Source organism: Streptomyces sp. Ag109_G2-15 (genome assembly GCF_900215565.1).
Lineage (GTDB): Bacteria > Actinomycetota > Actinomycetes > Streptomycetales > Streptomycetaceae > Streptomyces > Streptomyces diastatochromogenes.
The window spans coordinates 6,901,388-6,925,476 of sequence record NZ_OCNI01000001.1 but is presented as its reverse complement, the minus strand read 5'-3'; the positions used below and the strand labels follow the sequence as shown (position 1 = coordinate 6,925,476).

Annotated in this window: 26 protein-coding genes and 2 pseudogenes; 12 read left to right on the top strand and 16 right to left on the bottom strand. The window is 71.3% G+C overall.

Going from position 1 to position 24,089, the window contains the following annotated elements:
• Nucleotides 1-202 precede the first annotated feature (202 nt).
• Nucleotides 203-901: a TetR/AcrR family transcriptional regulator gene (locus CRP49_RS31185; protein ID WP_097256347.1), complete on the bottom strand. Its 699-nt coding sequence runs from the start codon at nucleotides 899-901 to the stop codon at nucleotides 203-205.
• A gap of 171 nt (nucleotides 902-1,072) precedes the next feature.
• On the opposite strand from CRP49_RS31185, the gene CRP49_RS31180 reads away from it, so the two are divergent.
• Nucleotides 1,073-1,756, top strand: a complete 684-nt coding sequence (locus CRP49_RS31180) for an SDR family oxidoreductase (RefSeq protein ID WP_097256346.1) — start codon at nucleotides 1,073-1,075, stop codon at nucleotides 1,754-1,756.
• Nucleotides 1,757-1,922: 166 nt separating this feature from the next.
• A pseudogene (locus CRP49_RS31175) lies at nucleotides 1,923-2,896 on the top strand (IS630 family transposase).
• A gap of 95 nt (nucleotides 2,897-2,991) precedes the next feature.
• Here the strand turns inward: CRP49_RS31175 and CRP49_RS31170 are convergent.
• Nucleotides 2,992-3,351, bottom strand: coding sequence for a nuclear transport factor 2 family protein (locus CRP49_RS31170; RefSeq protein WP_097256345.1), 360 nt, complete (start codon nucleotides 3,349-3,351; stop codon nucleotides 2,992-2,994).
• 25 nt (nucleotides 3,352-3,376) lie between these two features.
• Nucleotides 3,377-4,162 (bottom strand): SDR family oxidoreductase, encoded by a 786-nt coding sequence (locus tag CRP49_RS31165; protein ID WP_097256344.1) that lies wholly within the window; start codon nucleotides 4,160-4,162, stop codon nucleotides 3,377-3,379.
• A 108-nt stretch (nucleotides 4,163-4,270) separates the two neighbouring features.
• On the opposite strand from CRP49_RS31165, the gene CRP49_RS31160 reads away from it, so the two are divergent.
• Nucleotides 4,271-4,777, top strand: a complete 507-nt coding sequence (locus tag CRP49_RS31160) for a helix-turn-helix domain-containing protein (protein ID WP_179851809.1) — start codon at nucleotides 4,271-4,273, stop codon at nucleotides 4,775-4,777.
• Between the two features lie 224 nt (nucleotides 4,778-5,001).
• On the opposite strand, the pseudogene CRP49_RS31155 reads toward CRP49_RS31160, so the two are convergent.
• Nucleotides 5,002-5,637: pseudogene (locus CRP49_RS31155) on the bottom strand (helix-turn-helix transcriptional regulator); the annotation flags it as partial.
• Here CRP49_RS31155 and CRP49_RS31150 point away from each other — a divergent pair.
• From CRP49_RS31150 to CRP49_RS31135, 4 genes are all read left to right on the top strand, one after another.
• Nucleotides 5,636-5,938 carry a hypothetical protein gene (locus tag CRP49_RS31150; protein ID WP_097256343.1) on the top strand — a complete coding sequence of 101 codons (303 nt, stop codon included), beginning with the start codon at nucleotides 5,636-5,638 and terminating at the stop codon, nucleotides 5,936-5,938. The pseudogene CRP49_RS31155 and the gene CRP49_RS31150 overlap by 2 nt on opposite strands.
• 54 nt (nucleotides 5,939-5,992) lie before the next feature.
• The gene (locus tag CRP49_RS31145) at nucleotides 5,993-6,454 is read left to right on the top strand and encodes a hypothetical protein (protein ID WP_143670038.1); all 462 of its coding nucleotides are present in this window, start codon (nucleotides 5,993-5,995) and stop codon (nucleotides 6,452-6,454) included.
• A 116-nt stretch (nucleotides 6,455-6,570) separates the two neighbouring features.
• Nucleotides 6,571-7,227, top strand: a complete 657-nt coding sequence (locus CRP49_RS31140; RefSeq protein WP_097256341.1) for a DUF3105 domain-containing protein — start codon at nucleotides 6,571-6,573, stop codon at nucleotides 7,225-7,227.
• Complete coding sequence (locus CRP49_RS31135) at nucleotides 7,224-7,646, top strand: DUF305 domain-containing protein (protein WP_097256340.1); 423 nt, start codon at nucleotides 7,224-7,226, stop codon at nucleotides 7,644-7,646. Before CRP49_RS31140 ends, CRP49_RS31135 begins: the two co-directional genes overlap by 4 nt.
• A 49-nt stretch (nucleotides 7,647-7,695) precedes the next feature.
• Here the strand turns inward: CRP49_RS31135 and CRP49_RS31130 are convergent, their stop codons facing one another.
• The 6 genes from CRP49_RS31130 to CRP49_RS48125 all read right to left on the bottom strand — a co-directional run bounded on the left by CRP49_RS31130 (nucleotide 7,696) and on the right by CRP49_RS48125 (nucleotide 10,639).
• The gene (locus CRP49_RS31130; protein WP_257033540.1) at nucleotides 7,696-7,890 is read right to left on the bottom strand and encodes a hypothetical protein; all 195 of its coding nucleotides are present in this window, start codon (nucleotides 7,888-7,890) and stop codon (nucleotides 7,696-7,698) included.
• A 92-nt stretch (nucleotides 7,891-7,982) separates the two neighbouring features.
• Nucleotides 7,983-9,245: a vanadium-dependent haloperoxidase gene (locus tag CRP49_RS31125; protein WP_257033539.1), complete on the bottom strand. Its 1,263-nt coding sequence runs from the start codon at nucleotides 9,243-9,245 to the stop codon at nucleotides 7,983-7,985.
• Nucleotides 9,246-9,372: 127 nt separating this feature from the next.
• Nucleotides 9,373-9,447, bottom strand: a complete 75-nt coding sequence (locus CRP49_RS49225; RefSeq protein WP_373560403.1) for a putative leader peptide — start codon at nucleotides 9,445-9,447, stop codon at nucleotides 9,373-9,375.
• Between the two features lie 96 nt (nucleotides 9,448-9,543).
• Entirely contained in the window at nucleotides 9,544-9,747 is a 204-nt protein-coding gene (locus tag CRP49_RS31120; RefSeq protein WP_097256338.1) for a DUF427 domain-containing protein, read from the bottom strand.
• Nucleotides 9,748-9,777: 30 nt separating this feature from the next.
• Nucleotides 9,778-10,503 (bottom strand): hypothetical protein, encoded by a 726-nt coding sequence (locus CRP49_RS31115; protein ID WP_097256337.1) that lies wholly within the window; start codon nucleotides 10,501-10,503, stop codon nucleotides 9,778-9,780.
• A 13-nt stretch (nucleotides 10,504-10,516) separates the two neighbouring features.
• A complete protein-coding gene (locus tag CRP49_RS48125) occupies nucleotides 10,517-10,639 on the bottom strand; it encodes a hypothetical protein (protein ID WP_257033538.1) in 123 nt (40 codons plus the stop codon).
• A gap of 84 nt (nucleotides 10,640-10,723) precedes the next feature.
• On the opposite strand from CRP49_RS48125, the gene CRP49_RS31110 reads away from it, so the two are divergent.
• From CRP49_RS31110 to CRP49_RS31090, 5 genes are read left to right on the top strand one after another with little or no spacing between them, the layout of a single operon-like run.
• Nucleotides 10,724-11,659, top strand: coding sequence for an LLM class flavin-dependent oxidoreductase (locus CRP49_RS31110; RefSeq protein ID WP_097256336.1), 936 nt, complete (start codon nucleotides 10,724-10,726; stop codon nucleotides 11,657-11,659).
• Nucleotides 11,656-12,186, top strand: a complete 531-nt coding sequence (locus tag CRP49_RS47000) for a hypothetical protein (protein ID WP_179851808.1) — start codon at nucleotides 11,656-11,658, stop codon at nucleotides 12,184-12,186. The genes CRP49_RS31110 and CRP49_RS47000 overlap by 4 nt, the downstream gene beginning before the upstream one ends.
• Nucleotides 12,173-13,024 carry a hypothetical protein gene (locus CRP49_RS31100; RefSeq protein WP_097256335.1) on the top strand — a complete coding sequence of 284 codons (852 nt, stop codon included), beginning with the start codon at nucleotides 12,173-12,175 and terminating at the stop codon, nucleotides 13,022-13,024. Before CRP49_RS47000 ends, CRP49_RS31100 begins: the two co-directional genes overlap by 14 nt.
• Nucleotides 13,021-13,899: a RimK family alpha-L-glutamate ligase gene (locus CRP49_RS31095; protein WP_097256334.1), complete on the top strand. Its 879-nt coding sequence runs from the start codon at nucleotides 13,021-13,023 to the stop codon at nucleotides 13,897-13,899. Before CRP49_RS31100 ends, CRP49_RS31095 begins: the two co-directional genes overlap by 4 nt.
• Nucleotides 13,896-14,606, top strand: coding sequence for a hypothetical protein (locus tag CRP49_RS31090; RefSeq protein ID WP_218892969.1), 711 nt, complete (start codon nucleotides 13,896-13,898; stop codon nucleotides 14,604-14,606). The genes CRP49_RS31095 and CRP49_RS31090 overlap by 4 nt, the downstream gene beginning before the upstream one ends.
• A 24-nt stretch (nucleotides 14,607-14,630) precedes the next feature.
• On the opposite strand, the gene CRP49_RS31085 is transcribed toward CRP49_RS31090, so the two are convergent.
• The 6 genes from CRP49_RS31085 to CRP49_RS31055 all read right to left on the bottom strand — a co-directional run bounded on the left by CRP49_RS31085 (nucleotide 14,631) and on the right by CRP49_RS31055 (nucleotide 24,087).
• Complete coding sequence (locus tag CRP49_RS31085) at nucleotides 14,631-15,818, bottom strand: VWA-like domain-containing protein (RefSeq protein ID WP_097256333.1); 1,188 nt, start codon at nucleotides 15,816-15,818, stop codon at nucleotides 14,631-14,633.
• Nucleotides 15,819-15,829: 11 nt separating this feature from the next.
• Nucleotides 15,830-17,041, bottom strand: a complete 1,212-nt coding sequence (locus CRP49_RS31080; protein ID WP_097256332.1) for an AAA family ATPase — start codon at nucleotides 17,039-17,041, stop codon at nucleotides 15,830-15,832.
• Complete coding sequence (locus CRP49_RS31075; RefSeq protein WP_097256331.1) at nucleotides 17,038-18,831, bottom strand: ankyrin repeat domain-containing protein; 1,794 nt, start codon at nucleotides 18,829-18,831, stop codon at nucleotides 17,038-17,040. The genes CRP49_RS31080 and CRP49_RS31075 overlap by 4 nt, the downstream gene beginning before the upstream one ends.
• Entirely contained in the window at nucleotides 18,828-19,961 is a 1,134-nt protein-coding gene (locus tag CRP49_RS31070) for a gala protein (RefSeq protein WP_097256330.1), read from the bottom strand. The genes CRP49_RS31075 and CRP49_RS31070 overlap by 4 nt, the downstream gene beginning before the upstream one ends.
• 291 nt (nucleotides 19,962-20,252) lie before the next feature.
• A complete protein-coding gene (locus tag CRP49_RS31060; RefSeq protein ID WP_097256329.1) occupies nucleotides 20,253-20,855 on the bottom strand; it encodes a sarcosine oxidase subunit gamma in 603 nt (200 codons plus the stop codon).
• Nucleotides 20,848-24,087: a sarcosine oxidase subunit alpha family protein gene (locus CRP49_RS31055; protein WP_097256328.1), complete on the bottom strand. Its 3,240-nt coding sequence runs from the start codon at nucleotides 24,085-24,087 to the stop codon at nucleotides 20,848-20,850. The genes CRP49_RS31060 and CRP49_RS31055 overlap by 8 nt, the downstream gene beginning before the upstream one ends.
• Nucleotides 24,088-24,089: the final 2 nt, after the last annotated feature.

Below are 24,089 nucleotides of genomic sequence, written 5' to 3'. Positions count from 1 at the left end.
GCCTCCACATCAGCGGTTCAGAAAGGTCGGCAGGACCCGGAACCGCCTCTGTGTGGGGATGTCCGCCCTGGTCAGGGCGGGGGTCGGGGAGGCGTCCGTTTCCGCATCTCACCCTTTCGCGAGCCGCTCGGTGCCACGAGGGAGCGCTCTCCCGAATGCATGGTGTAGGCCGCTACACCATGGGATCGGTGTCGGCCCGAGGTCAGCCGCTCTTGTCCGGCTGAGCTGCGGTGGTGCCCGCCGGGCTGGCGCGGAGCATGGCCTTGTAGAGGGCGTCGTGCTCGGGCGAGGGGGGCAGGGGGCCGCGGGCCGGGGCCTCGAAGGACTGGATCAGCAGGGCGACGACGCGTCGCCAGGCGTCGGGAGCGGCGTCGCCGGTGGCGTTGACGACGCCGGCGTTCGCCATGTGGATCAGTACCAGATCCGAGGGGTCGAAGTCCTCGCGCAGACGGCCTGCGGCCTTGGCGCGGTTGATGAGCCGCACCATGGCCTCGTACGCCTCGTCGCGGCGCTTTTCCAGGGCCTTGGCGGTGGGGAAGGTCATGGTCAGCACGTCGGCGAAGCCGTAGTCGGCGGCCTGCATCGCGCAGACGGTCTCGATGTAGGCGGTGAAACCGTGCCAGGGGTCGGGGTCGTCGAGGGCGACGGCGACCGCGTCGGCGTAGGCGTCCATGCGGTCGGAGAAGACGGCGGCGACCAGGTCCTCCTTCGTGGGGAAGTGACGGAAGAGGGTGGCGATCCCCACGCCGGTCTCACGGGCCACGGAGGCCATGGAGGCGTTCAGGCCGTCCCGTCCGAACACCGTGCGCGCGGCGGCGATGATCCTCCCTCGGTTGCGCTCGGCGTCACTGCGCAGAGGCTGGGTGGCGGTGTCGTCGGGGTGCTGGGCGCCGGGGCTCATACCGGCCAGTCTAACAACCGGAATGCCCTATCCATTTCTCGTGCTACGGTGGCTGCATCGATCCGGATAGGCCTATCCGGATCGCGAATCGGATAGGCCTATCCACATCTCCTGGTCTCCACATCTCCTCGTCTCCTCGTCTCCTCGACGACGTTCCTCGAAAGGATCGCTGTGACCAGCATCGCCATCGTCGGAGCCGGCCCCCAGCTGGGCCTGGCCATCGCCCGCACCTTCGGTTCCCACGGCTTCGACGTCGCCCTGATCTCCCGTAACCGCGACAAGCTCGACGGTCTTGTCGGCAACCTCACCGCCGAGGGCATCACCGCCGCCGCGTTCCCCGCGGACGTGCTCGACCGTGACGCGCTCACTCAGGCGCTCAAGGACGCCGCCGCACAGTTCGGCGGGATCGACGTCCTGGAGTACTCCCCGGTGGGGACGTTCGGCGTCACCGCGCTGACCGCTCCGGCCACCACCGACCCGTCCCATGTGGAGTTCGAGATGAACTTCCAGCTGTACGGGGCCATCGCCGCCACGAAGGCGGTGCTGCCCGCGATGCGTGAGGCCGGTGCGGGCACCCTGCTCTACACCACCGGCGCCGGCTCGATCTGGCCCGACCCGCGGGTCGCCAACGTCAACGCCGCCGCGGCGGCCCTGCGCAACTGGGCGATGAACCTGCACAAGGAGCTGGCCGACGCCGACACCGGCGTCCAGGCCGCCCACGTCGGCATCGACGTGTCGATCGGCACCGCCGTCATCCCCGGCCTGCCGACGGCCCGGCCCGAGCAGATCTCACCCCTCCACTGGGAGCTGCACACCACCAAGCGCGACCAGGCCGAACTCGTCTTCAAGCTCTGAGATCACGCAGAAGGGGGCGTTCCGTCCGGTCACTGACCCAACGGTGTGGGCAGCGCCCCGTCGGTCGCTGCCCAGCCGGCTAGTGCTGTGACCACATAGGTTCGCCGGTTTGGTGATCGTGACGGTTGGATGTGCGGTGACGTTCGATCCGACCGCTGGAGGTGCAGTGGCCGAGCCTGTCCGTGTGCGCAGACTGACCGACCAGGAGGGGCAGAAACTGCAGCAGACCGGTTCAACGAGATCGGCCTGGCCTGCTTGGACCCTCGGTGGGCGGGAGTCCGTCCCCGCCTGCTCAGTCGTGACGACGAGGACTTCGTCGTCCGGACGGCCACCACCCGCCCCACCAAGCTCGGCCGGCCTTTCACCCGCTGGTCGCTGCGCAAGCTCGTCGCCTACCTGCGGAAGGTCCACGGCCGAGTGATCCGCCTCGGCCGTGAGGCATTACGCGGCCTGCTCGCCCGCCGCGGTGTCACCTTCCAGCGCACCAAGACGTGGAAGGAATCCCCCGACCCGGACCGCGAGGCGAAGCTGGACCGGATCGAGGACGTCCTTGGCCGCTTCCCGGACCGGGTGTTCACCTTCGATGAGTTCGGCCCGCTCGGGATCCGGCCCACTGCCGGCTCGGGCTGGGCCGAGCGGAAACACCCTGACCGGCTGCCCGCCACCTACCACCGCACGCACGGCGTGCGCTATTTCCACGGCTGCTACTCGGTCGGCGACGGCACCCTATGGGGCGTCAACCGCCGCAGGAAGGGCGCCACCAATGCGCTGGCCGCGCTGAAGTCGATCCGTGCCGCCCGACCCGACGGTGCCCCGATCTACGTGATCCTGGACAAACTGTCCGCCCACAAAGGCACTGGCATCAGCTGCTGGGCGAAGAAGCACAAGGTCGAGCTGTGCTTCACCCCGACCTACGCCTCCTGGGCGAACCCGATCGAGGCCCACTTCGGACCGCTGCGGCAGTTCACCATCGCCAACTCCAATCACCCCAACCACACCGTGCAGACCCGGGCCCTGCACGCCTACCTCCGGTGGCGCAACGCCAACGCTCGCCACCGCGACGTCCTGGCCGCCGAACGCAAGGAACGCGCCCGCATCCGCAGCGAGAAAGGCATCCGCTGGGGCGGACGGCCCCTGTGATTGGCGGCCTGACCTGGCAGGAAGGTGAGTCGCCGAGATTGCGGGGCGAGCGGGGCTTCTCGCCCGAGGCGGCAACGGGTGGCGCCGGCAGGGACTCAGGGTTCGATGACGAGGCGTTCGATGAGGCCGTCGCGGAGTGTGAACTGGTAGCGCAGATCGATGGTCCCGCCGGGGAAGTCGCCCTCGAGGTGGTGGGTGGCGATGTAGTGGGTTGCGTCGGTCTGCTGGGCACCGGTGAGGTGGATGGTGTAGGTGAATTCGGTGGCCGATCGGTCGAGCCACCTCCCGATCGCCTGGGTGCCCTCGTAGGTGTTGCCGTCGTCGATCACTGTGGCTTCGCGGGTGAACGCCGTGATTGCGGTGGCGGTGTCGTGGGCGCGGTGTGCTGTCAGGTAGCGGGTGATCACCTCGGGCAGGGTGTCCGGGGTGCTGGTTCGGGGCTGGTTGTCGTGCATGACGTTCCTTGGGGTGGTGGCGGGTTCAGACGGTGGGGGTGGTGCCGCCGTCGATGACGTGTTCGGCGCCGACGATGGCCGAGGCGCGGTCGGAGACGAGGAAGGCGACGAGCTCGGCCACTTCCTCGGGCCGGTTGGGACGGCCCAGCGGGATGCCGCCCAGGGAGTCCATGAGCCGGCCCAGCGCCGCCTCCCGGGTGATGTCTGCGTCGTGGGCGATCCGGGCGACGAGGTTGTCGGCGGCCGAGGTCTGCACGAAACCGGGCGAGACGGTGTTGACGCGGACGCCGTGCGGGGCGACCTCGTTGGCCAGGCCCTTGCTGTAGGTGGTCAGGGCGGCCTTGGCGGCTGCGTAGGCCAGGGTTCCGTTCCACAGCGGCATGCGGCGCTGGATCGAGGTGACATGGACGATCACGCCCTTACCCGTGGCGATCATGTGCGGCAGGAGCGCGCGGTCCAGGCGGACGGCGGCCAGCAGGTTCGTGTTCAGCTCCCTGGCCCAGTCGTCCTCGCCGAGCGCGGCGAACCCTCCGGCCGGCGCCTCGGACCCGCCGAGGGTGTTGACCAGGATGTCGACGCCTCCCACGCGGGCGTCCACCTCGGCGGCCACGTGGGCTGCGCCCTGGGCGGTGGACAGGTCGGCGGCGATGAACGCCTTCTCCTCGACGTCGTCGGGGCGGCTGCGGGCCGTGACCAGCACGGTCGCGCCGGCCTGGGCGATACGTCGGGCGATGGCGGCTCCGGTGCCCTTGGTACCGCCGGTGACCAGAGCGCGTCGGCCTTCGAGGGATTCGCTGATGGGTGTGGTCACGGTGTGCTCCGTTCCCGGGTGCGGGCGCAGAAGGCACCACTCCCGTCATTACTGCTAAAATAGAAGCTACTAACTTCGACTTTAGCAGTAACCGAGGGGATGGCCACCATGGCAAGCCGGATCAGGCTGGAGGACCGGGAGTGCCCACTGTCCACGACGGTGGAACACGTAGGCGAGTGGTGGACGCTGCTGATCCTCCACGACGCTTTCGACGGCTACACGCGCTTCGACCAGTTCCAGGAGAGTCTGGGCATCTCCTCCAGCATGCTCACCACCCGGCTGAAAGCCCTCGTCGCCGACGGACTGCTGGAGCGCCGGCTCTACCAGACCAACCCCGTACGCCACGAGTACGTCCTCACCGAACTCGGGCGCTCCCTGCGGCCGGTGATCGTCGCCCTGGCCGCGTGGGGCAACTCCCGCCTCACACCGGCCGAACGCAGCATGATCCTCATCGACACGCACAGCGGCGAGGAAGTCGAGCCCGTCGTCGTCGACGCCAAGACCGGCCGCCGGCTCGACGACAGCGACACCTACGTCTTCACCGCGGGTCCCGCAGCCAGCGACGCCATGCGCCACCGATATGCGACACGACCGAACACCCCCGCGGCGTCGTAGGGCTGCTCCGAACCAGCACCGAACAGCCTTGAGCAGGGCCGGGACACACCCTCCTACCTCATCGACCAGGCAACACCGGATCGCCGTCAATATCACGCATGCCAATCATCCCGAGCCGTTGATAACCAGATCAAGCGAGGCGAGGGGCAACGTCGGTCGTCTTCTCAAGAATCGCCATCATGGGCTGCGCCCCCGGATCCCATCCGAGCCGGAGGGAGTCATCAGCGCGACCCAACCCGGTGAACCTTCCCGGTCACAGCACTAGCGGTTTGATTGCGGCCGGCCTCGGTGCGCAGCAGGGCGACGGTGTTGTTCATCGACTCCTCCCAGTGGCGGCCGAAGAACTCGCGGCCGTGGGGGTCGAGGAACTTGAACCGGGCGATGTTCACGGGTGGCTTCTTCCCGTCGGAGAACAGGGGCGCGTACAGCGCGTAACCGAGCCGGTGGGCGGGCAGAAAGTCCAGGCGGCCGTTGCGGACGAACGCGGGCGCGTCGGTCATGGAGTCGAGGATCCGCTGCACACTCGGCGGGACCTGTGTCTGCTGCTGGGCGGCACGGCGCCGCTTGGGGGGTGTGGAGTTGGCGACGCGGGCCAGGTCCTGCAGGTGGTCGCGTTCGGCCTCGTCGAGCTGCAGGACCCGGGCGAGGGAGTCCAGCACCGCCTCGGAGACACCGGTGAGGTTGCCGCGCTCCAGGCGGACGTAGTAATCGACGCTCATTCCGGCGAGCATGGCGACTTCCTCGCGACGCAGGCCGGGGACGCGGCGGTTGCCGCCGTAGGCGGGAAGGCCGGCCTGCCGGGGGGTGATCCTCGCCCGGCGCGAGGCCAGGCAGGTCCCCCACTTCACCCTGCACGAGATGGTCACGAGCAACACCGCGCAGGGCCTCGGCGACCTCAGGCAACTCCCTGTCACCGGCGAGGAGTTCCTCGCCGCCGAGCCCTACGGCAGCGGCACGGCCCCGGTCACCACCCGCCTGTCCGACGAGAACGGCCAACGCCGCCTCGCCCTGGCCTACCCGGCCGAGCACACCCAGCTCGGCCTCACCCTCGACGGGACCGGCCGCATCCTCCACGAGACCCTGACCGCCCCCAACCACCTGGTCACCCGTACCTTCGTCTACCCGGAGCCGGAAGAAGACGGGCATGGGCACGAGCACTGACGAACGAAAGCCCGGCCGAAAGAACGTTCACAGGCACCGCTTAACATCACAGTGATGAGCAGCAGGACGGAGCACAGACCCCGCGGCGTGTGGCTGACCACGCAGACCGCGGCGCTGTGTCCTGCCCTGGCCGTGCTGCTCATGGCTCTGGTGCTCTGCCTCGGCTATGCGCCCCATGCCCCCAGGAACGTGGCCACCGCGCCCGTGACCGCCATGTCGACCGTCCAGACCTCGTCACACGGCCCGGCCGAGCACCGTGCGGTGACCGTGACAGCCGTGGCCGAACGCCACACGGCGACCGTGACGAAATCCGGCGGGTGCCCCTCCGGTGACATGTGCTGCGCTCAGGACTCGCACGGGGTCCGCGCAGTGCTCCCCGCGGCAGCACACCTCCTGCCAGCGGTCCTGCGCCGCGTCCCGAGTCTCCCGGGCCCGGCCACCGTCGCCTGCGCCCTCGGGCTCACGCCGACGCGCGGCGCTCCCGATCTCCATGTGCTCCAGGTGCAGCGGACGTAGACGAACGCCACCGTGCCGATCGCTCGCGCGGGTCGGTCCACCGGCATCCGTCCGTCCACCCCTGCACCCACCGCCGCCCTACGACGTCACGCGGCGGGGACGAGGAACACACAGTCATGAGCAAGACCAGCAAGAAGCAGGCCGCCGCCGATCGCAAGGCGCGTATCGAGGCGATGCGCCGCGCCGAGAAGGCCCGCGAGCGTCGCAACCGCATTCTCACCATCACGATCAGCACGGTCATCGTCGTCGGGTTGGCCGGCTGGGGCGTGTACGCCATCAACAGCGCCAACGAGAAGCAGGAGCAGAAGTCCGCCGCGGCCAAGAAGCCGATATCCGGCGAGAAGACCTGGGACGCGAAGAAGCTCGGCCGCACCCATGTGGCCGGCACCGTCAAGTACCCGATGAACCCGCCCGTCGGCGGCAATCACAACCAGGCGTGGATGACCTGCAACGGCAACGTCTACACCAAGGCCATCCCCAACGAGAACGCCGTCCACTCCCTCGAACACGGCGCGGTCTGGGTCACGTACAACGGCAAGGCGACGAAGGCGGACATCCAGACCCTCGCCGACAGGGTCGCCAAGACGCCGTACACGCTGATGAGCCCGGACAAGACCCAGTCCGGCGCGATCACGCTGTCGGCCTGGGGCCACCAGCTCAGCGTGAACACGGCCGCCGACCCGCGAGTCGAGAAGTTCCTCACCAAGTACGTCCAGGGGCCGCAGACCCCCGAGCCGGGCGCCGCCTGCACGAACGGGCTCACCGCGTCATGACGGACTCCACCAACGCACAGGGCCGCAAGCCCGCATTCGGTCGGTGGCTGATCGCCGCCGCAGCGGCCCTGGTCGTGCTCGTCCTCGCTCTGTCGTTCCTGGCCGTGAACAGCCATCGGAACGACACGGCGATCGACGTCCCCACGGCCGACTCGGCCGACGCGGGTTTCACCCGCGACATGGCCACCAACACCGAACTCGCCCGACTCGGCACACTCAACGGCAGACAGGCGGAGATCCTCTACCTCCAGCTCATGTACTACCACCACATGGGCGGCGTCGACATGGCGCGCGCCTGCGCCCGCCAGTGCACGGTCCCCCAGGAACGGAAGCTGGCCCAGGGCATGGTCGACGCCCAGCAATCGGAGATGGAGCTGATGGCCGGCCTGCTCAAGGAGCGTGGTTCCGCACCAAGGTAGCCGGCTGCACGACCCCGACGGTCCGCGGCTGCACCGACTCCGCGGACCGTCACATCAGGGCCAGGAGCCCGATCTCCGGTGCGAGCGCTGCGGGCTGGCCGAGAGACCGGAAGTCGGCCTCCACCGCCGCCAGGTCGAGGACGCCGGCGCGCACGGCCCGGTACCGGACGACCGACCACAGGAAGACGTCGAGGTTGTCGTACTGCGTGTCGGCCTCAATGACCTGCTCTTCGTGGAACCACACCGCGACCCGACACCGACGTCTTTCCCGCTGATCCCCATGTCCGCGCTCCTGCGTCGAACCGGGTGAGCGGGAGTCACGGGTGTCGGCGTCGCTCACCGCGTGCCGAGCAGGCGGGCGGCATGGCGCAGCGTGTGTGCCGCGACCTGCTTGCCGAGGGCGAGGCCGGCTTCGTCGGCTGAGCGGGTGTGGATGCCGGAGTACACGCGGGCGTCCACGTTGTCCTGGGAGAGCCGGCTCCAGGCCGTGTAGGTGCGGGTCACTCCGGGAGCGGTGGGGCTGGTCAGCTCGAACGGCGCGGTGCGAGGGCCGGTGAGCGCCGTCAGGATCGTTTCCGCCGCGCCGGCGTAGGTGTTGTGGCCGCTGGGGTAGTCGGGGTGGGCCGGTGTGGTGTGCAGCGGCGTCCACCCGGGGTCGGGGTCGATCGCGCCCGTGCGGATGGCGGTGACCGGGCGCCAGCGCAGGTAGGCGTACTTGCTGTCGGAGGTGGCGATCTGGGTGTCCACCAGGGCGATGTGGAACAGGGCGACCAGCCTCGCCTGTCCGGCGGTGGAGTGCGGTGTCCGGGCCAGGGCGACCCGCAGCGGCTCGGTGTACAGGGTCAGGGAGGAGCCGTACCAGAAGGTGGCGGTCTCGGTCTGCCGCTGGGTGCGTACGGTGCTGTTCGCGGCCCCGTACGCGCGGACCTCGGCCAGGTCGGCGCGGTAGCGCGCGGAGCCCAGGGCGGGTGGTGCGGGCAGCCGGTACTGGTCCGAGGCGTCCAGCAGGAAGGGCCTTGCGGTCCGGTTGCCGTACTGCGCGGCCGGGGCGTAGTCGGGCGGGGTCGGCTGCCACACACCGGGAGCCGCCGGCGGCACGGTGAACGGCGCGTTCACCGAGGCCGGGTCAAGGCCGTCGCCCTCGCGCGAGGCGAGGATCAGCCGTGCCTGGCGCGCACCGGCCGCCACGCCCCTCGACTTGGCCGGTCCGTCCGGAAAGCGGTCCAGCGTCGTGCGCAACGCGGCGTCCAGTTCCTGGGTGCGGGACGGGACGAGGGTCACCAGGGAGTCGTGCACGGCGGACGCCAGGGCCGCGTCCTGGAACGCGCTCCGGTCGACGCCGGGCGGCACCTCGCGGCCGGCTCGGGCGGCCGCGAGCCAACTGATGGCCCAGGTCCGGCTGTTGGTGATCTGCGTGGCGGCGCCGGACGCCGCGATGGTCGCGGCCGTGGTGTCGTACCAGTCGAGCGCCACGGACAGGTGCGGCCGCCGTTCGCCCGCCACGGCGGCCGTGGCGGGCGGGACGGTGACGGAGGCGGCCAGCAGGGCGGCCGAGCCCAGCGTCCTCAGGGCGGAACGGCGGGTTCTGAGCGGGTTCACGGATACTCCTTCACGGATCTGCGGGTGCGTGCTGTGGCCGGGCTCGCCGAGCCGCACCCACGCGAAGGAGACCGCCATGACGGACGGTCGGGTCGGCGCGTGGGCAGCTGCGGCGTGCGGTGAGGCGTCAGCGACAGAGCGCGCCGGCGACACGCAACAGATCGACGGCGCGCCGCCGGGTGAACCGCAGAGAGATCCGCATGCCGGGGACGCTATCCATGCCCCAACTCTCAGTCAACAGCGACCCTTTGGCCGTCCTGCATCGCAACGACGGCTTCGCGTCCCTGCCATGCGCCCGTTACGAGAGCGTCCTGCTGAAGTGGGTGACAGGGCGCTCCAGGCGTTCGCCGTCGACGGTGATGCCCACCTCCTCGTGGGAGAAGGCGAGGAGTCCCTTGATCGGGCCGACCGCGGGCAGCGGATCCGGGTAGCTCCAGACGAGGCCGGGGTGCCGGCTGTCGACGACCGTGACGTTGCCACTGACCCTCTCCCACAGTGACACGGGTTCGAAGCCGGAGCCGTCCGGGGAAGCTCACCAGTAGAGGACCCAGCCGTCGGCATCGCGGATCCCGTGCCCTTGCAGGGTGATGCGCCGATCGTCGGGATACCGTTCGGGAACCGCTGCTATGCGATGCAGGACGGGCGTGAGCTGTACGGCCATCCTGCCGACCCGATATTCGTGCCGCCGGGCCGGCCTGGTCCTGTCGATCGTCTCGAAGGTCTGACCGAGGCGCTCCAGCCGGAGTATGTCCGCCTCGGTGATGTCCCAGACGTCCAGGGCTCCACCGCGGCGCGGTAGGGCGAGGGGCAGTGTGAACGAAACCGCCTGCTCGACCGGATCGATCGGGAAGGGCCAGCGCAGCGCCCGGTATTGAAGGTCGAAGTGCTGACTCGGCCTGGGGGCGATGGCGATGCCCTCTCCCTCGAAGACGTGGAAACCGGGCAGCGCCACCCTCTCGTCGTACCGGGTCGGTGTCCTCAGCAGGTCGGCGAGCACCTCGCCGACCCGGTCGAGGAGATCGCCGAAGTGCTCACGCATCATGCGGTTGTGCCGATCGAGCCGGCCGAAGTACGTCTCCTCCGGATCCTCCGAGGCCAGGACGTCGAGGTAGGTCGCCAGGCCGAAGGTGGAGCAGCCGACGCCCCGGGGCAGCCAGTACGGTCGCAGCGCCTCCAGCCGGTCGCTGATCTCGGCGCACCCCTGCTCGTCCACGACGTCGACATCGACCACGAGCGATTCCACCGGCAGCGGATCCATGCGTCTCCTTGGGTCAGTAGGTGCCGTCCGGGAGCGCCGCGAAGGCCTCGGCGCTCCCGAGGGCCAGTACGACTGTCCCCGTGATGCCCGCGATGCCCGCGATGTGTCGAGGGAACTGCGGGGCAAATATGCCCAACTCCCCCTGAGTCTACCCATTGTGACGCCCCGTCGCCCCGATGTAGCCTCCCTGCGGGGTCCGGGTTCGCCACCGGGGGGGACTATGAAGGTCGGCCTGGTTCTGCCTCTCGCCGAGTATCCGTGGCGACAGCCGTCCTACGGGGAGGTCAGGGCACTCGCCCTCCAGGCCGAGGACTCCGGCTTTGACTCGGTCTGGGTCTTCGACCACCTGCTGTTCCGCGACGCCGAGGGGCCGAGCGAGGGTGTCTGGGAGTCCTGGACAGTGCTGTCGGCCCTGGCCGAGGCAACTGATCGGGTCGAACTCGGCACGCTCGTGCTGTGCACCGCCTTCCGCAACCCGGCGGTGCTGGCCAAGATGGCCGTCACCCTCGACGAGGTCAGCCGCGGTCGACTCGTCCTCGGCCTCGGATGTGGATGGCACGCCCCGGAGTTCGAGGCTTTCGGTGTCTCTTTCGATCACCGGGTCGACCGCTTCGAGGAGGCGCTGCAGATCATCCTCGCGCTGCTGCGGACCGGCCGTGCCGACTTCTCCGGCCGCCATCACTGGCTGCGCGACGGCGAGTTGCGTCCCCGCGGTCCGCGCCCCGGTGGTCCACCCGTCCTGGTGGGGGCACTCGGGCCGCGGATGACCGCTCTCGCCACCCGGTACGCCGACCTGTGGAACGCCTGCTGGTTCGGCTCCCCGTCAGGAGCCGAGGAGACCCTGGCCCGGGTCGGGGAGACCTGCCTGCGGGAAGGACGCGATCCGGCGACGCTGGGCATCACGCTCGGCGTCAACGTCAGGGTGGCGGACGGCACTCCGCTCACCCCTGACGGCACGGCACCACCGGAGACCGACGTCCTCACCGGCTCACCGCAGGACGTTGCGCGGGGCCTCCTGACCTATGCGTCACTCGGCGTGGACCACCTGATCCTGAACCTCAATCCGCATCACAGGGACGCCCAACGGCAACTGGCCGCAGCGCTGCGGCTGTACCGCGCGGCGTCCCGTCCGTCGACAGGAGCTGTGCACACATGACATGGACCATCGACGAGTCACGGGTGCGGCCGTTCCTCACGGCCGCCGAGCGGCACGATGTCCCGGCGCTGCTGTGGAATGCCCCGCAGCCGGGCCGGTCCTTCTCCGGGCAGGAGGACACCGAGGTGCCCGACGCGGGCCGCCCGCCGCAGGCCCGGAAGCGCTTCAAGGACTACAAGGACGGCAAGGACCACAAGGACGGAAAGGACGGGAAGGAGGTGAAGGAAATGAAGGAGATGAAGGATGTCAAGGACACGAAGGACGGGAAAGACAGGAAGGACACCAAAGACAACAAGGACACGAAGGATTTCAAGGACGGCAAGGACAGCTTCGACGGTGCGATGGCCCCGCCAGGTCCGGCCGCCGTCGTACGGCAGCCGCAGGAGCCGCCGACCGTCGGCTCGGGCGGGATGCAACGCTTCGCGGCAGCCGCCGAGTTGCCCGGCGACGGACCGGAGGAGGCCGCCGCGGCGCTGCGGGCCTCGCGCATCAACCGCCTGCTGAGGAGGCGCGGTGTCGTCATCTGAGGCACCCGGCGGCGATCTCTCCGGACTCGTCGTCGTCGCCGATCCCGAGGATCCGGTGGCGATCGAGGTACGGGACTTCGTACGGGACAGCGGCCGCGAGGCGACGATCCTCGACGTGTTCGACGCCGCTCAGCTGTTCACCGTCACCGTCGACGGCCCCACCGCCGTGGTCGAGCCCGTGCTGCCGATGTTCCTCCGGCTACCCGGCCCGCCGCTGCGGCGGATCAGCTTCGACGCGGAGTTCCAGCTCAGCGAGTGCCTGGCGCACCTGTGGGCCGTCGCCGCCCTGACCCCCGCGCCCGTGATCAACCGCCCGGAGCCCGGCGGCCTGGGCACCGGCGTGTCCGCGTCCGCCGCACTCACCGCACTGCGAGCAGGCCTGCCCTGCGGTTCACCGGAGATCTTCTCCTCCCGGCCCTACGGGCCGCCCGGCGAACCCGCGGACGGCCAGGGGACCCAGTGGTGGGTCCAGGATCTCGACGCCTGGACCACGCGCCCCTGGCCCGAACTCTCGGGCGCTCTCGCCCCCTCGGCAGACAGCTCCGGCCCCTACCGGGCGAGATGGTCGGACCCCGAACCCCTCTTCGAGAGTGTGGTCGTCCTCGGCGACCGGGCCTGGCGCAGCAGTCCTGTCGATCTGGACCACCTCGGCCTGGAGGGGCGCAGCACGGAGATCGTCGCCCGGCTCGGACTCCAACTCTCCGCCGTGGTCTGGCGGTTGTCGCCCGACCTCACCCAGGCATGGCCGGTCGTGGTGGAGCCGTTCCCCGACGTGGAGCAACTGCGCATGGTGTGGCTCGGGCTCGGACCCCAACTCGTAAAGGTGCTGTTCCCATGATCTACGCGGTCGGCCTCGCCTCCGAGAGCACCTTCGCGCACTTCACCGCCTCGGCCGAGGCCTGTGGCGTCCCGGTCCGGGCCATCGATCTGCGGCAGGCCGTCGAGGCGGGCGACTGGCGCCTGGTCGTGGGCGGCGACCGCTCGGCCAGGCTCGGCGACCATGATCTCGACCCGGAGGCGTCCTACTACTGCCGGATCGCCGATCTCGCGGCCCTTCAGCAGGACCGTGAGTCGGCACAGCGCTGGCGCTGGCTCACGACGGCGCTCATGGCCTGGCTGGACCACATCCCCGGCCTGGTGGTCAACCGGCCCTCGATCCGGTCCGACAACGGGTCCAAGCCGCTCCACGAACTGTCGTTGTCCCAGGCCGGGTTCCGGGTGCCCGCGAGCATCACCAGTTCGTCGCCGCAGCGTCTACGGGCCTTCGCCGAGGCCGGGCCGACCCTGGTCAAGGCGGTCTCCGGCGTACGGGCCACCAGCAGGCTCGTGGGCGCGGCCGACCTGGCCGGGTTCGAACCCGGCCAGGGCCCGGTGCACCTCCAGCGGTACGTCGCGGGCCGGGACGTCCGCGCCCATGTCGTCGGCGACCGGGTGCACGCCGAGGAGATCGTCTCCGGTGCGGTGGACTACCGGACCGACCGGGACGCGGAGTTCGCCCCTTGCGAACTGCCCGGACCGCTTGCCGAGCGGATGGTCCGGCACACCGCCGACCTGGGCATGTCCTTCGCGGGCTGGGACTTCAAGGTCGTCGGTGACGACACCTACTGGTGCCTGGAGGTCAACCCGATGCCCGCGTACGACTGGTACGACCGGCGGCTCGGCGGAGCCATCAGCGCGTCGCTCCTCGAACTGCTGCAGGGGGTGCACCCTTGATCGACTCGCTGACCGTGCTCACCGGACCGGGCAGTGCCGCACTCCGCGACGCCGTGCACGGTCTGCGCCGGCACTGGACCCCTCGCGGCCCGGAACCGGCCGCCTTCTTCACCCTGGGCGCACCGAGCTACCTCGACCTCGCACCGGACCCGGAGTCCGGCGTCTACCAGAAGCGGGCCGACGTCTCACGGCCCCTGCTCGAGAACTCCTTCGACTGGCTGTACGCGCGCCTTGCGGCTGTCCTCGGCGAGCATCTCGGCGCCCCTGTCCACTACCCCGAGCACCTGGCGCTGCCCGGCTTCCATGTCTGGCTGTCCGCCGCGGTGTTCACCAAGCCGACCGCACCCATGCACTTCGATCTGCAGTACCGGGCCTTCTCCTGGCCCCCCGGCACGGACCTGAAGCGGCAGATCTCCTTCACCCTGCCGGTCCGGCTGCCCGCGGCAGGCGGCGGTCTGAACCTCTGGGACGTGAGTCATGAGCAGTTCCGGCATGCGCTGGAGAAGGGCTGGATCGAGTCCGCGGCCGATCTAAAGCGCTTCCACGCCCTGCGGTACATCCCTTACACGGTCGGCCGCATGGTGATCCACTCCGGCCACACGCTGCACCAGGTCGCCCCCAGCACCCGCGTCGAGCCCGACGACGAACGGCTCACCCTCCAGGGGCACGGGGTGTGGTGCGACGGCCGGTGGCTGCTGTACTGGTGACAAGAGTGCACCGGGCTCCCGGCGTCACGCGGGAATACGTACCGTCTCCACCCAGCTCGGGGGCTGTGGTGCGGCGGAGCCGATCAGAGCCGCGACGATGCGGCAGGGTGGGTTCTCGTCGGGCCAGGGCGTGAATCCATCGGTGAGGACGACGACGATGCTCGGGCGGTCCGGTGTCGCGAGCGCTGCCGCGATACCGACGCGCATGTCCGTGCCGCCACCGCCGCCCAGGGTGATCTGCTCGGTGGCCGCGACCCGGGACACGGCCTGCACGTCGGCGTCGCACGCGAGGACGGTCACGCGATTACCCCCTACGCCCACCTCGCGCAGGACGCCCGTCACCTCCGCGAGGGCGGCGGCCAGTTCGGCGTCCCCCATCGAACCGGAGGTGTCGATGACGACGGCCACCCGCGGCAGCGGGCGGCGCAGGCTCGGCAGGACGACGCCGCGCAGCGCCGGGGTGCGGCGCGAGGGGCGGCGGTAGGTGTAGTCGACGGCTCCGGCGGCCCATGCGGCGGCTTCCCGGACCGCGCCGGACAGCGCCCGCCGCCAGTCCACCGTGGGTTCCAGGACCTCCTCGGCCCAGCGCTGCCAGCCCGCGGGCAGGGTGCCACGGGTGCGTTGATGGGCGCGCATCGCCTCGGCGGTCTGCCGCCGCAGGGCCTGCGCCTCGACGTCGCCGAGCCGTGCGGGGCCGGCGGACTCGGGGAGTTCCCAGGGCGAGGGCCGGCCGTGGGCGCCCGATCCGCAGTCCGGCGCCCGCACCTGTGGCGGCAGCTGATCGACGTACACCTCGAACAACTGGCCCTCAGGGAGGCCGAAGAGGCGGGGTTCCATGCGCCCCTCGGGCAGGCGCAGGCCGTCGGCGAGCAGGTCGTCGTTGATCTCGCAGTCCTGCGCGACGTTGACGCGGTGCCAGTCGCGCTGGGCGGCGGCGGGGAGCCGGTCCGCCCGGCCGTGGTGGTCGCGCAGCAGGTGTGCCGCCTCGTGCACCCAGACGCCCGCGAGCTCGGGCACCGGCGTCGCGTCGACGAAGGCGGGCGACACATAGCAGCGCCAGTGCCGGTCCACCCCCATCGTCGGAACCTCTGTGCTCGGCACGACGGTCAGGGCGTACAACGCCGACGCCAGATACGGCCGGTCGCTCGCCGCCCGGTAGCGGGCGGCGAGCAGTTTGGTCATGTCCAGGGTGCGGCGGGAGCCTTCCGTCATCCCCGCCCGCCTCACCGGCCGGCGCCGGGCAGCGCCCCGGACATCTGCAGCAGGTCCAGGAAGCCGTCGATGCCGGGCGGTACGGGCCAGTCGAGGTGCCGCATCGACGCGAGGTCGGTGGCGGCCCGGGCGGCCACGTCCGGTACGCCCGCGTCCACGGCCTTCGCCAGCACCGCCCAGCCGGCCTCCCACCGGGGCCGGGTGAGGTCGCTCTGGATGGCGGCGACCACCGCGATGAGGAACGCCAGCTGCCGGTCGCCGCGGTCGGGCAGGGCGAAGGCGTCGGGGTCGGCGAGGACACGGTCGGGGTCGGGCAGATCGAGGTGTTCGAGGTAGGACAGCAGCTCGATGCCCGCACCGTCCCCGACAGCCCCGGTGAGCGCGGCGGCCAGCGCCTCGCGTCCGACACCGGCCGCGTACCCGGTGGCGAGCAGCTTGAGTGCCATCTCCCAGGTGCGAGGGGACGGCCAGGAGCGGCCCCGGCTCTCGGCGTCGCCGGGGATGTGGTGGACCAGGCCGGGCCGGGCCGTCAGGAAGCCGGAGATCGCGCCACGGGCCCGCGCGACCGCGCCGGGCACCTTGGCGGCAGCGACGACGGGCACGGTCACCTCCGGCCAGGTGCCGGCCATGCCGCGGGCGACGGTCCGGGGGTCGTGGGTCCATTCGAGGTGGACGAACCGATTGGCGAGCGGCGGGCTGAGATGCCAGCCGTCCGCCGCGCTGGACGGCGGGTTGGCGGCGGCGACAATACGTACCGCCTCCGGCAGGACCAGGCTGCCGACCCGTCGTTCGAGCACCACCCTCAGCAGCGCCGCCTGCACGGCCGGTGGTGCGGAGGACAGTTCGTCGAAGAAGAGCAGGCCCTGTCCGGCCCGGGCGAGACGGACCGCCCAGTCGGGCGGGGCCATCGGCACACCGGTCACGGCCGGGTCGTCTCCGACGATGGGCAGTCCGGCGAAGTCGGAGGGCTCGTGCACGCTGGCGATGACCGTCTCCAGCGGCAGGCCGAGCCCGGCGGCGAGTTGCTCCAGGGCGGCCGACTTGCCGATTCCCGGCTCCCCCCACAGCAGCACGGGCTGATTGGCCGTCACGGCGAGGGCGAGCGCCTCCAGCTGCGGGTTCGCGGCGGGCTCGGTCCGTCGGGCGCGGAGCCTGCGGTTGAGATCGTCCGCGGCCGCCAGTGGGCCGGACGGCGCGGTGGGGGCGGTACGGTCGGTGCTCAAGAGGCAGGTTCTTCCTCGTCGTTGGGATCGTCCGCGTAGTACTCGTCCTGCTCGTCCATCCATTCGTCCCACCACTCGGCGCCGACGCCCGGATGCTCCTCCTCCACACGTTCCCGCAGGAAGGCCAGGTCGGGCCGCTTGTAGCGACGGACGAGCTGGGCGAGCGACAACTCGGACTGGTCGATCACGTCGAGCCGGGCCCCGGCAGCGACGAGCGCCTCCACCAGCGCCTTCGAACCGAGGTCGTTGACCGCCACGAACAGCGGCGTGCGCTCCCGCCGGTCGCGGGCCTCGAGGTCCAGTCCCTCCGCCAGCAGCCGCGGCAGCAGTGTCTCGTGGTCGAGGAGGTTCAGTACGTGCAGCAAGCTGCGGCCGCCGGCGTCCCGCACGCGGGGATCGACACCCGCGTCCAGGAGCTCCAGCACGCCGGGGGTGTCACCGTGTTGGGCGCGCAGGAACAGTTCGTGTCGTCGCGCGCGCAGCGCCTTCGGCAGGCGGCCTTCTCCGGAGGTCCACGTCTGCTCCACGGCGAAGCATCCGGCGACGGCACCGCCGAAGGCGCGCAGGGCGCGTTCGCGTTGTTGTTCCTCGTCGCTGTGCGGCATGTGCAGCAGGCCGCCGGGCCGGAAGGCCACCTCGTGCCATTCGCCCCGGCATCTGACCCGCACGGGCGCGGGAGCCGTCGGCCCCGGCGGGCCGACCGGGCCTTGCGGGACCTGAAGGGCGGGGAACAGCGCCTCGCGGACGAGCGGATGCAGATGCTCCGCCGCGACGCCTCCGACGCGCATCAGGTCGAGGTCGGGGAGCCGGCGCCACAGGGCCTCGGCGAGGATGGGCTCGCCCTTGACGTCGTCCCGGTCGACGGCTCGCACCAGCAGCCCGCCGGCGTCCGTGGGCTCCAGCAGGAGGTAGGTCCGCCAGTGGGCGGCGATGAGGAAGCGATCGCCGACGCCCTCGGCCGTCTGCCGGCGGACTTCCGGCTCCAGGCGGGTGTGGTTGAGCGCGATCCCGCCGAGGAGCCGCTCCGGGTCCGCCTGGTACCAGCCCGACTTCTGCGGGGGTGTCAGGTCCAGCTCGATGCCGGCGGCGGCGAAGGCGGCCTGTGTCTCGCCCTTCTGGTGCAGCAGCGTGGCCCACTCGGCCCGCGCCGCCGGGTCTCCGTCGCCGGGTTCGGCCGTCGGCAGTTCGTCCGTGCCGCGCGGGGTGGCGTCGGCGTGCAGGAACGGTGGCCTGTCCGTGCCGCCGCCGCACCGTTCGCGCAGCTCGGCGGCGTGCCGTACGTCCCACAGGTGCCGCGCGGACCGCCAGTCCTCGGTGTTCGGCCCGAAGACGCCTGCGGCCTGCTCGTCCGTGACCGTACTGAACCGCAGGGCGATCCGCTGCGGTCCGTCGATCATCGCCGGAGTGGTGAGGTGCAGGTACGGCGTGGTCCGGCGGCCCTCGTCCGGTGCCTTGGGGCGGTAGCGCGCGAGGACGACCGTCCTGTCGGTGGCGAGCGTGGTCCGTCCGCCGAGCACGCGCGGCAGGTGCCAGCGCAGCAGGTCGGGGGCGAAGTGGCGGAGGTCGTCCTCGAGGGCCGCGGCGACGTCGTCGCCGCAGTGGTCGGCGACCTCGGACAGGTCGAAGGTGACGTCAACGTTCGCCGCCGCGCAGGCACCCTGCCAGTCACCGGCCAGCCGGCACTCGGTCGCGCGCTCGATCATCCAGCGGGGCACCGCGTACCGGCGGATCCGGCGCCGGCTTGCCGCCTCGTCCGGGGGAAGGCAACGGAGTTCGCCACGAGAGCTCAACGGTAGACACTCCCTATCGCGCGCAGGTCGGGATGCGCCCCGCCGACGGGCCGCAGACGCTGCGTGAAGGACCGCTTCACCTTGCGGGGCAGGCCGGGCCCCAGACCGACGTACTCCAGGGACGAGTTCTCGGGCACCGCCGCCAGCAGTGTCTTCGCGCCCCGGCCGGTCAGGCCGGTGTGGCACAACTCCAGTCGGCGCAGCGGGCTGCCCGGCAGGGCGGCGGCCAGCGCGTGGGCGCCTTCGTCGCCGGACGTGTTGGCGGGGGCGCCGAGGCTGCGTTCCGACGGCGGCCGGCCCAGGTCGAGTGCCTCGATCCCGCCGAGGGAGTCGGCGAGGGCCCGGGCACCGACGGGGCCGATCCCGTTGCCGCCCAGGCCGAGGCGCACCGGCCGTGCGGGGTCGGCCGCGGCGGCGAGGATCGCGGCGCCTTCGTCTCCGAGGTGGTTGGCGGGGAGGTACAGCTCGCGCACACCCGCCTCACGGATCAGCGCCGCCAGCAGCGGTGCCGCTTCGGCGGTCAGGCCGTTGCCGCCGAGGAAGAGGCGTTCCACCGGGCTGGCCCGGCCGGTGAGGGCGTCGAACAGGGCCCGCAGACCGTCGGTGGTCAGACCGGTGTTGACCAGGTCGAGGGTGCGCAGCGTGGTGTTGCGGCGGAGCATCGCGGCGAGCACGCGGACGCCTTCGTCGCCCACCGGATTGCGCTTGAGCCACAGGGCGCGGACGGCGCCGTCCGCCGCCAGCGCGTCGGCGAGCGCGGTGACGCCCGCTGGGCCGATGCGGTTGCAGCCGAGGTAGAGCGTGTGCAGACCGTGGCCGTTGACCAGCGCGTCGGCGACCGCGCGGGCTCCCTCGTTCCCGATGGCGTTGGTGCCGAGCAGGACATGCGCGGCGTGCGGCGAGGCGGCGGCAACGGGCATCAGCCGGGCGGCGCCGACCGCTCCGAGGCCCTGCTTGCACAGGTCGACACGCCCGTCCGCGCGCACCGTGCCGAGCGGGAACGTCTCGTCGCCCTCGACCGGCTGCGCAGACCGCAGTCGGGCGAGCAACGGCTCCAGAGCGGCGGGATCGCTGATCGGGATGTCCGGGTGCTCGATCGCGGGGCAGCGTACGGGTGTCGGCTGCGTCATCACCACTCCACCGGTCCATCGCCGGTGCCCGGCTCGCCGAGGGCGGCATCGCCCTCCGCCCGCCCAGGACGAACCGACGCCAATCGACTTTCCTCCACGACAAGGGCGGCAAGACTGGTCGGATTCGAACCGACGTCCTCCAGCTTGATGCTTGGGCGCGACGACCTCTGCGCTACAGCCTTGCCGTGGAGATCATAGCGGCTTTCGCCTTTGTGTTCGGACCCAGTTGGACTCGACCGGACGACGAAGGCTGCCGGCATGGCGCGATGGGCTGCCTGGGCCGAGCCTCGTTCAGATGTACTCCGTCGCCGCGTCGAGCAACCAGTCCGCCAGATAGCCGGCGAAGGAGGAGCGGACCAGGACCCAGAACCCGGCCCGGGGCACGTCCCGGGCGACCAGCACGATCTGTGTGCGGCCCAGTGTCGTCTGGGCGCAGCGTCCGGCGCCGAACGCCCGCGGATGCAGGTCCAGTGGGCAGCCGTGGGCCAGCAGGTCGCGGGCTCGGGGGCCCGTGACGAGGAGCGTGGTGCGCTGGGCGGAGACGTCGGTGACGGAGACGGGCTCGTCCCCGGCGGCCTCCCGGATCCGGCTCTCCAGGTCCCGCCCGCCACCCGGTGGGCACACCAGCAGCCATTCGTCCGGACCGAGCCACAGGGCGGTCAGCTCCCCCGCGCGCACGGCGGTGTTCGGCTGGAGGGGCAGGGGGAGGTCCAGCGCGAGCCCGACGGCTTCCGCCGCCGCTCCCTTGGCGTCGAGGCGCACGTTGATCTGGGTCAGGAAGGGGAGTTCGGCCAGCCGGATCGCGCCCGCGGACGTACGTGTCGCGGCGGCCAGGCGATCCGCGACGTGCGACAGGGGGCTGCGGAGCGGGACGGTCAGAGCGGTGTCAGCCATCGCGGCGGGCTCCCTCGGGGTCGTAGAGGACAGGGCTTGCGACGGTCACCGGGACCAGGTGGTCGCCCACGGGGGCGTACAGGCGCTCCCCGATCCGCTCCCGGCCGCCCTTGATCAGGGCGAGCGCGAACGTCCGGCCGAGGGCCGCGCTGCGATAGCTGGAGGTGACGTGGCCGAGCATCGGGACGGGCGGGGCGGGCAGCACACTGTCGGCGACCAGGTGGGTGCCCTCCGGGAGGAAGGTGCCCGGGTCCTCGGGAAGGAGGCCGACCAGGTGCTTGCGGTCGGGGCGGGCGGTGTCGGCACGGGCGTGGGAGCGCTTGCCGATGAAGTCGGGCTTCTTCTTCGACACCACCCAGCTCATGCCGAGGTCCTGAGGCGTGACGGTGCCGTCGGTGTCCTGGCCGATGATCGGGTAGCCCTTCTCCGCACGCAGGACGTGCATGGTCTCCGTGCCGTACGGGGTGATGCCGTACGGGGCGCCGGCCTCGTACACGGCCTCCCAGAGGGCGCGAGCCGCCCAGGGGGACACGTTGATCTCGTAGGCGAGTTCGCCGGAGAAGCTGATCCGGCACACCCGGGCCTCGATGCCCGCGACGGTCGTCTCGCGCCATGCCATGAACGGGAAGTCGTCGTTGGACACGGCCAGTCGGGGGGCGAGTGCGCCGAGGACCTCGCGGGACCGGGGGCCGACCAGAGCGACGGTGGCCCACTGCTCGGTCACGGACGTGCAGTGGACCCGAAGGTCGGGCCACTCCGTCTGCAGCCACTCCTCCATCCAGTCCAGTACGGCGGCGGCGTTGCCCGTCGTCGTGGTGACCAGGTAGCGGTCCTGGGCGAGGCGGATGACGGTGCCGTCGTCGAAGACCATGCCGTCCGGGCGGCACATGACGCCGTAGCGGATCATGCCGACCTTCAGGGTGCTCATCATGTTGGTGTAGAGCCGGTCGAGGAGGACGGCGGCGTCCGGGCCCTGTACGTCGATCTTGCCGAGGGTGGAGGCGTCCATGAGGGCCACGCTCTCGCGGGCCGCCCGGCACTCGCGCAGCACGGCGGCCTCCATGTCCTCGCCGTCCTGCGGGTAGTACCAGGGGCGCTTCCACTGGCCGACGTTCTCGAACAGGGCGCCGTGCGCGACGTGCCACGCGTGCAGGGCGGTCGTCCGGACGGGGTCGTGCAGTGCGCCTCGGTCGCGGCCCGCGAGCGTGGCGAAGGAGACCGGCGTGCAGGGCGGCCGGAACGTGGTCGTGCCGAGCGCCGAGATGTCCACCCCGAGCAGTTCGGCGACGACGCCACTGGCCAGGACCCCGGAGGTCTTGCCCTGGTCGTTGGCGGTGCCGGCCGTGGTGTAGCGCTTGGTGTGCTCGACCGAGCGCATACCGGCGCCGGTCGCCCGGGCCAGGTCGTCGACGGTGACGTCGCGTTGGAGGTCGACGAAACGGGGGGCGTCCGAGGCGCCGGGGACGACGTACACGTGCATGGGAGGCGTCTGCCGCGGCTGTGCGGCCACCGCCGGAAGGCGGGGCGCTGCGGCGGTGTAGCCCTCGGCCTCGACCGCCCGGGCACCGGCGGCCGCGCCCTGGGCCAGAGTCGCGGCCAGGTCGAGGGCGCCGCGCGCGCTGCCCACGACCTCGACCGCCTGGCGGCAGGTGTCGGGCACGAAGGAACCCAGCGCTGCGTCGTGGCGCAGTTTTCCGCCCGCCTGGCTGAACAGGTGCGCCACCGGGTTCCAGCCGCCGGAGACCAGCAGCAGGTCGGCGGCGAACTCCCGCTGCCCGATGGCCTCTCCGTACGGAGCGACGGTCACCGTGGTGAGCCGCGTGTCGCCCTGCGTGCCCGTGACGGCGTGACCGGACAGCACCTCGATGCCCGCGGCACGGGCGCGGTCCGCCCACTGCCCCGGTTCGGGGCGGGTGTCGACGATCGCCGTGACGTCCACGCCGGCCGCGGCGAGGTCCAGCGCTGCCGCGTAGGCACTGTCGTTGGTGGTGAACACGACGGCGTGCCGGCCGGGCAGGACGCCGTGCCGGTTGACGTACGCGCGGGCCGAGGCGGCCAGCATCACTCCGGGGCGGTCGTTGTCCGCGAAGGCCAGCGAGCGCTCGTGAGCGCCCGTGGCGAGGACGACGCGACGTGCGCGGATGCGCCAGACACGTTCGCGGGAGACCTTCTCGGGGGCCTCGGCGCCGAGGTGATTCGTACGGCGCTCGACGGCGAGGAGGTGGTTGTCGTCGTAGTACCCGAAGACGGTGGTGCGGCGCAGCACGCGTACCTCGGGGGCGGCGTCGAGCTGCTCACCCGACTCGTCCACCCAGTCCAGGAGTTCGCCGGTGCCGAGGAGGCTGCCGCCGAGTTCCGGCCGGTCGTCGGCCAGGATGACTCGGGCGCCGCTCCTCGCGGCGGCGGCCGCCGCCGCCAGGCCGGCCGGGCCCGCGCCGACGACCAGCAGGTCGCAGTGGGCGTGTACGGCGTCGTAGCGGGCGGGGTCCGGTTCGGTGGCGAGGCGGCCCTGACCGGGGAGGCTGCTCGCCACCAGGCCGTCGTAGAGCTCGACGGTGGTCGCGGGGAGCATGGGCTCCGGGAAGGGGGCCTCGATCTGGACGACCGCGTTGGGCTCTTCCACGCCGGCCGAGAAGATGCCGCGCGGGCGGCCGAGCTTGATGCTTGTCGCTGCCGCGATGACGCCATTGGCCAGGAGGGCCGACGCGAGGGTGTCGCCGCGGAAACCCTGGTATTCGGTGCCGTCGAAGGTGAAGGTCAGGGGCGCGTTTCGGTCGACTCGGCCACCGGTGGACAGGCGGTAAGGCTGGTTGGTGTCCCGTGCCGGGGGCTCCGCCCCCAGACCCCCGATCGGCCCCGCAAGGGCCTCGTCCTCGTCCTCGAACTCCCCCAGAGGGGGTACCCCCAGACGGGCTGGTGACGCCGGACGCGGCTGAGCAGGCACCGCACGACGCTCGAGAGTCTCCGGACGTTCCTCCCCCGCCCGGTACACCGCCAGAAGCTCGTTCGTCGACGTGTCCCGCACCGCGTTGAACCACCGACGGCAGCCCGCCGCATGGCTCCAGCGCTCGGCGAACGGGCCCTTCGGGTTGGCGCGGAAGAACAGGTACCGGGCCCACTCCTCGTCGGTGAGGGCCGCCGGGGCCTGCGGATACGGCACGTGTGCCTGGCCGCCGTAGTGGAACTCGGCCTCGTCGCGGGGCCCGCACCACGGGCAGGGAATGAGCAGCATGT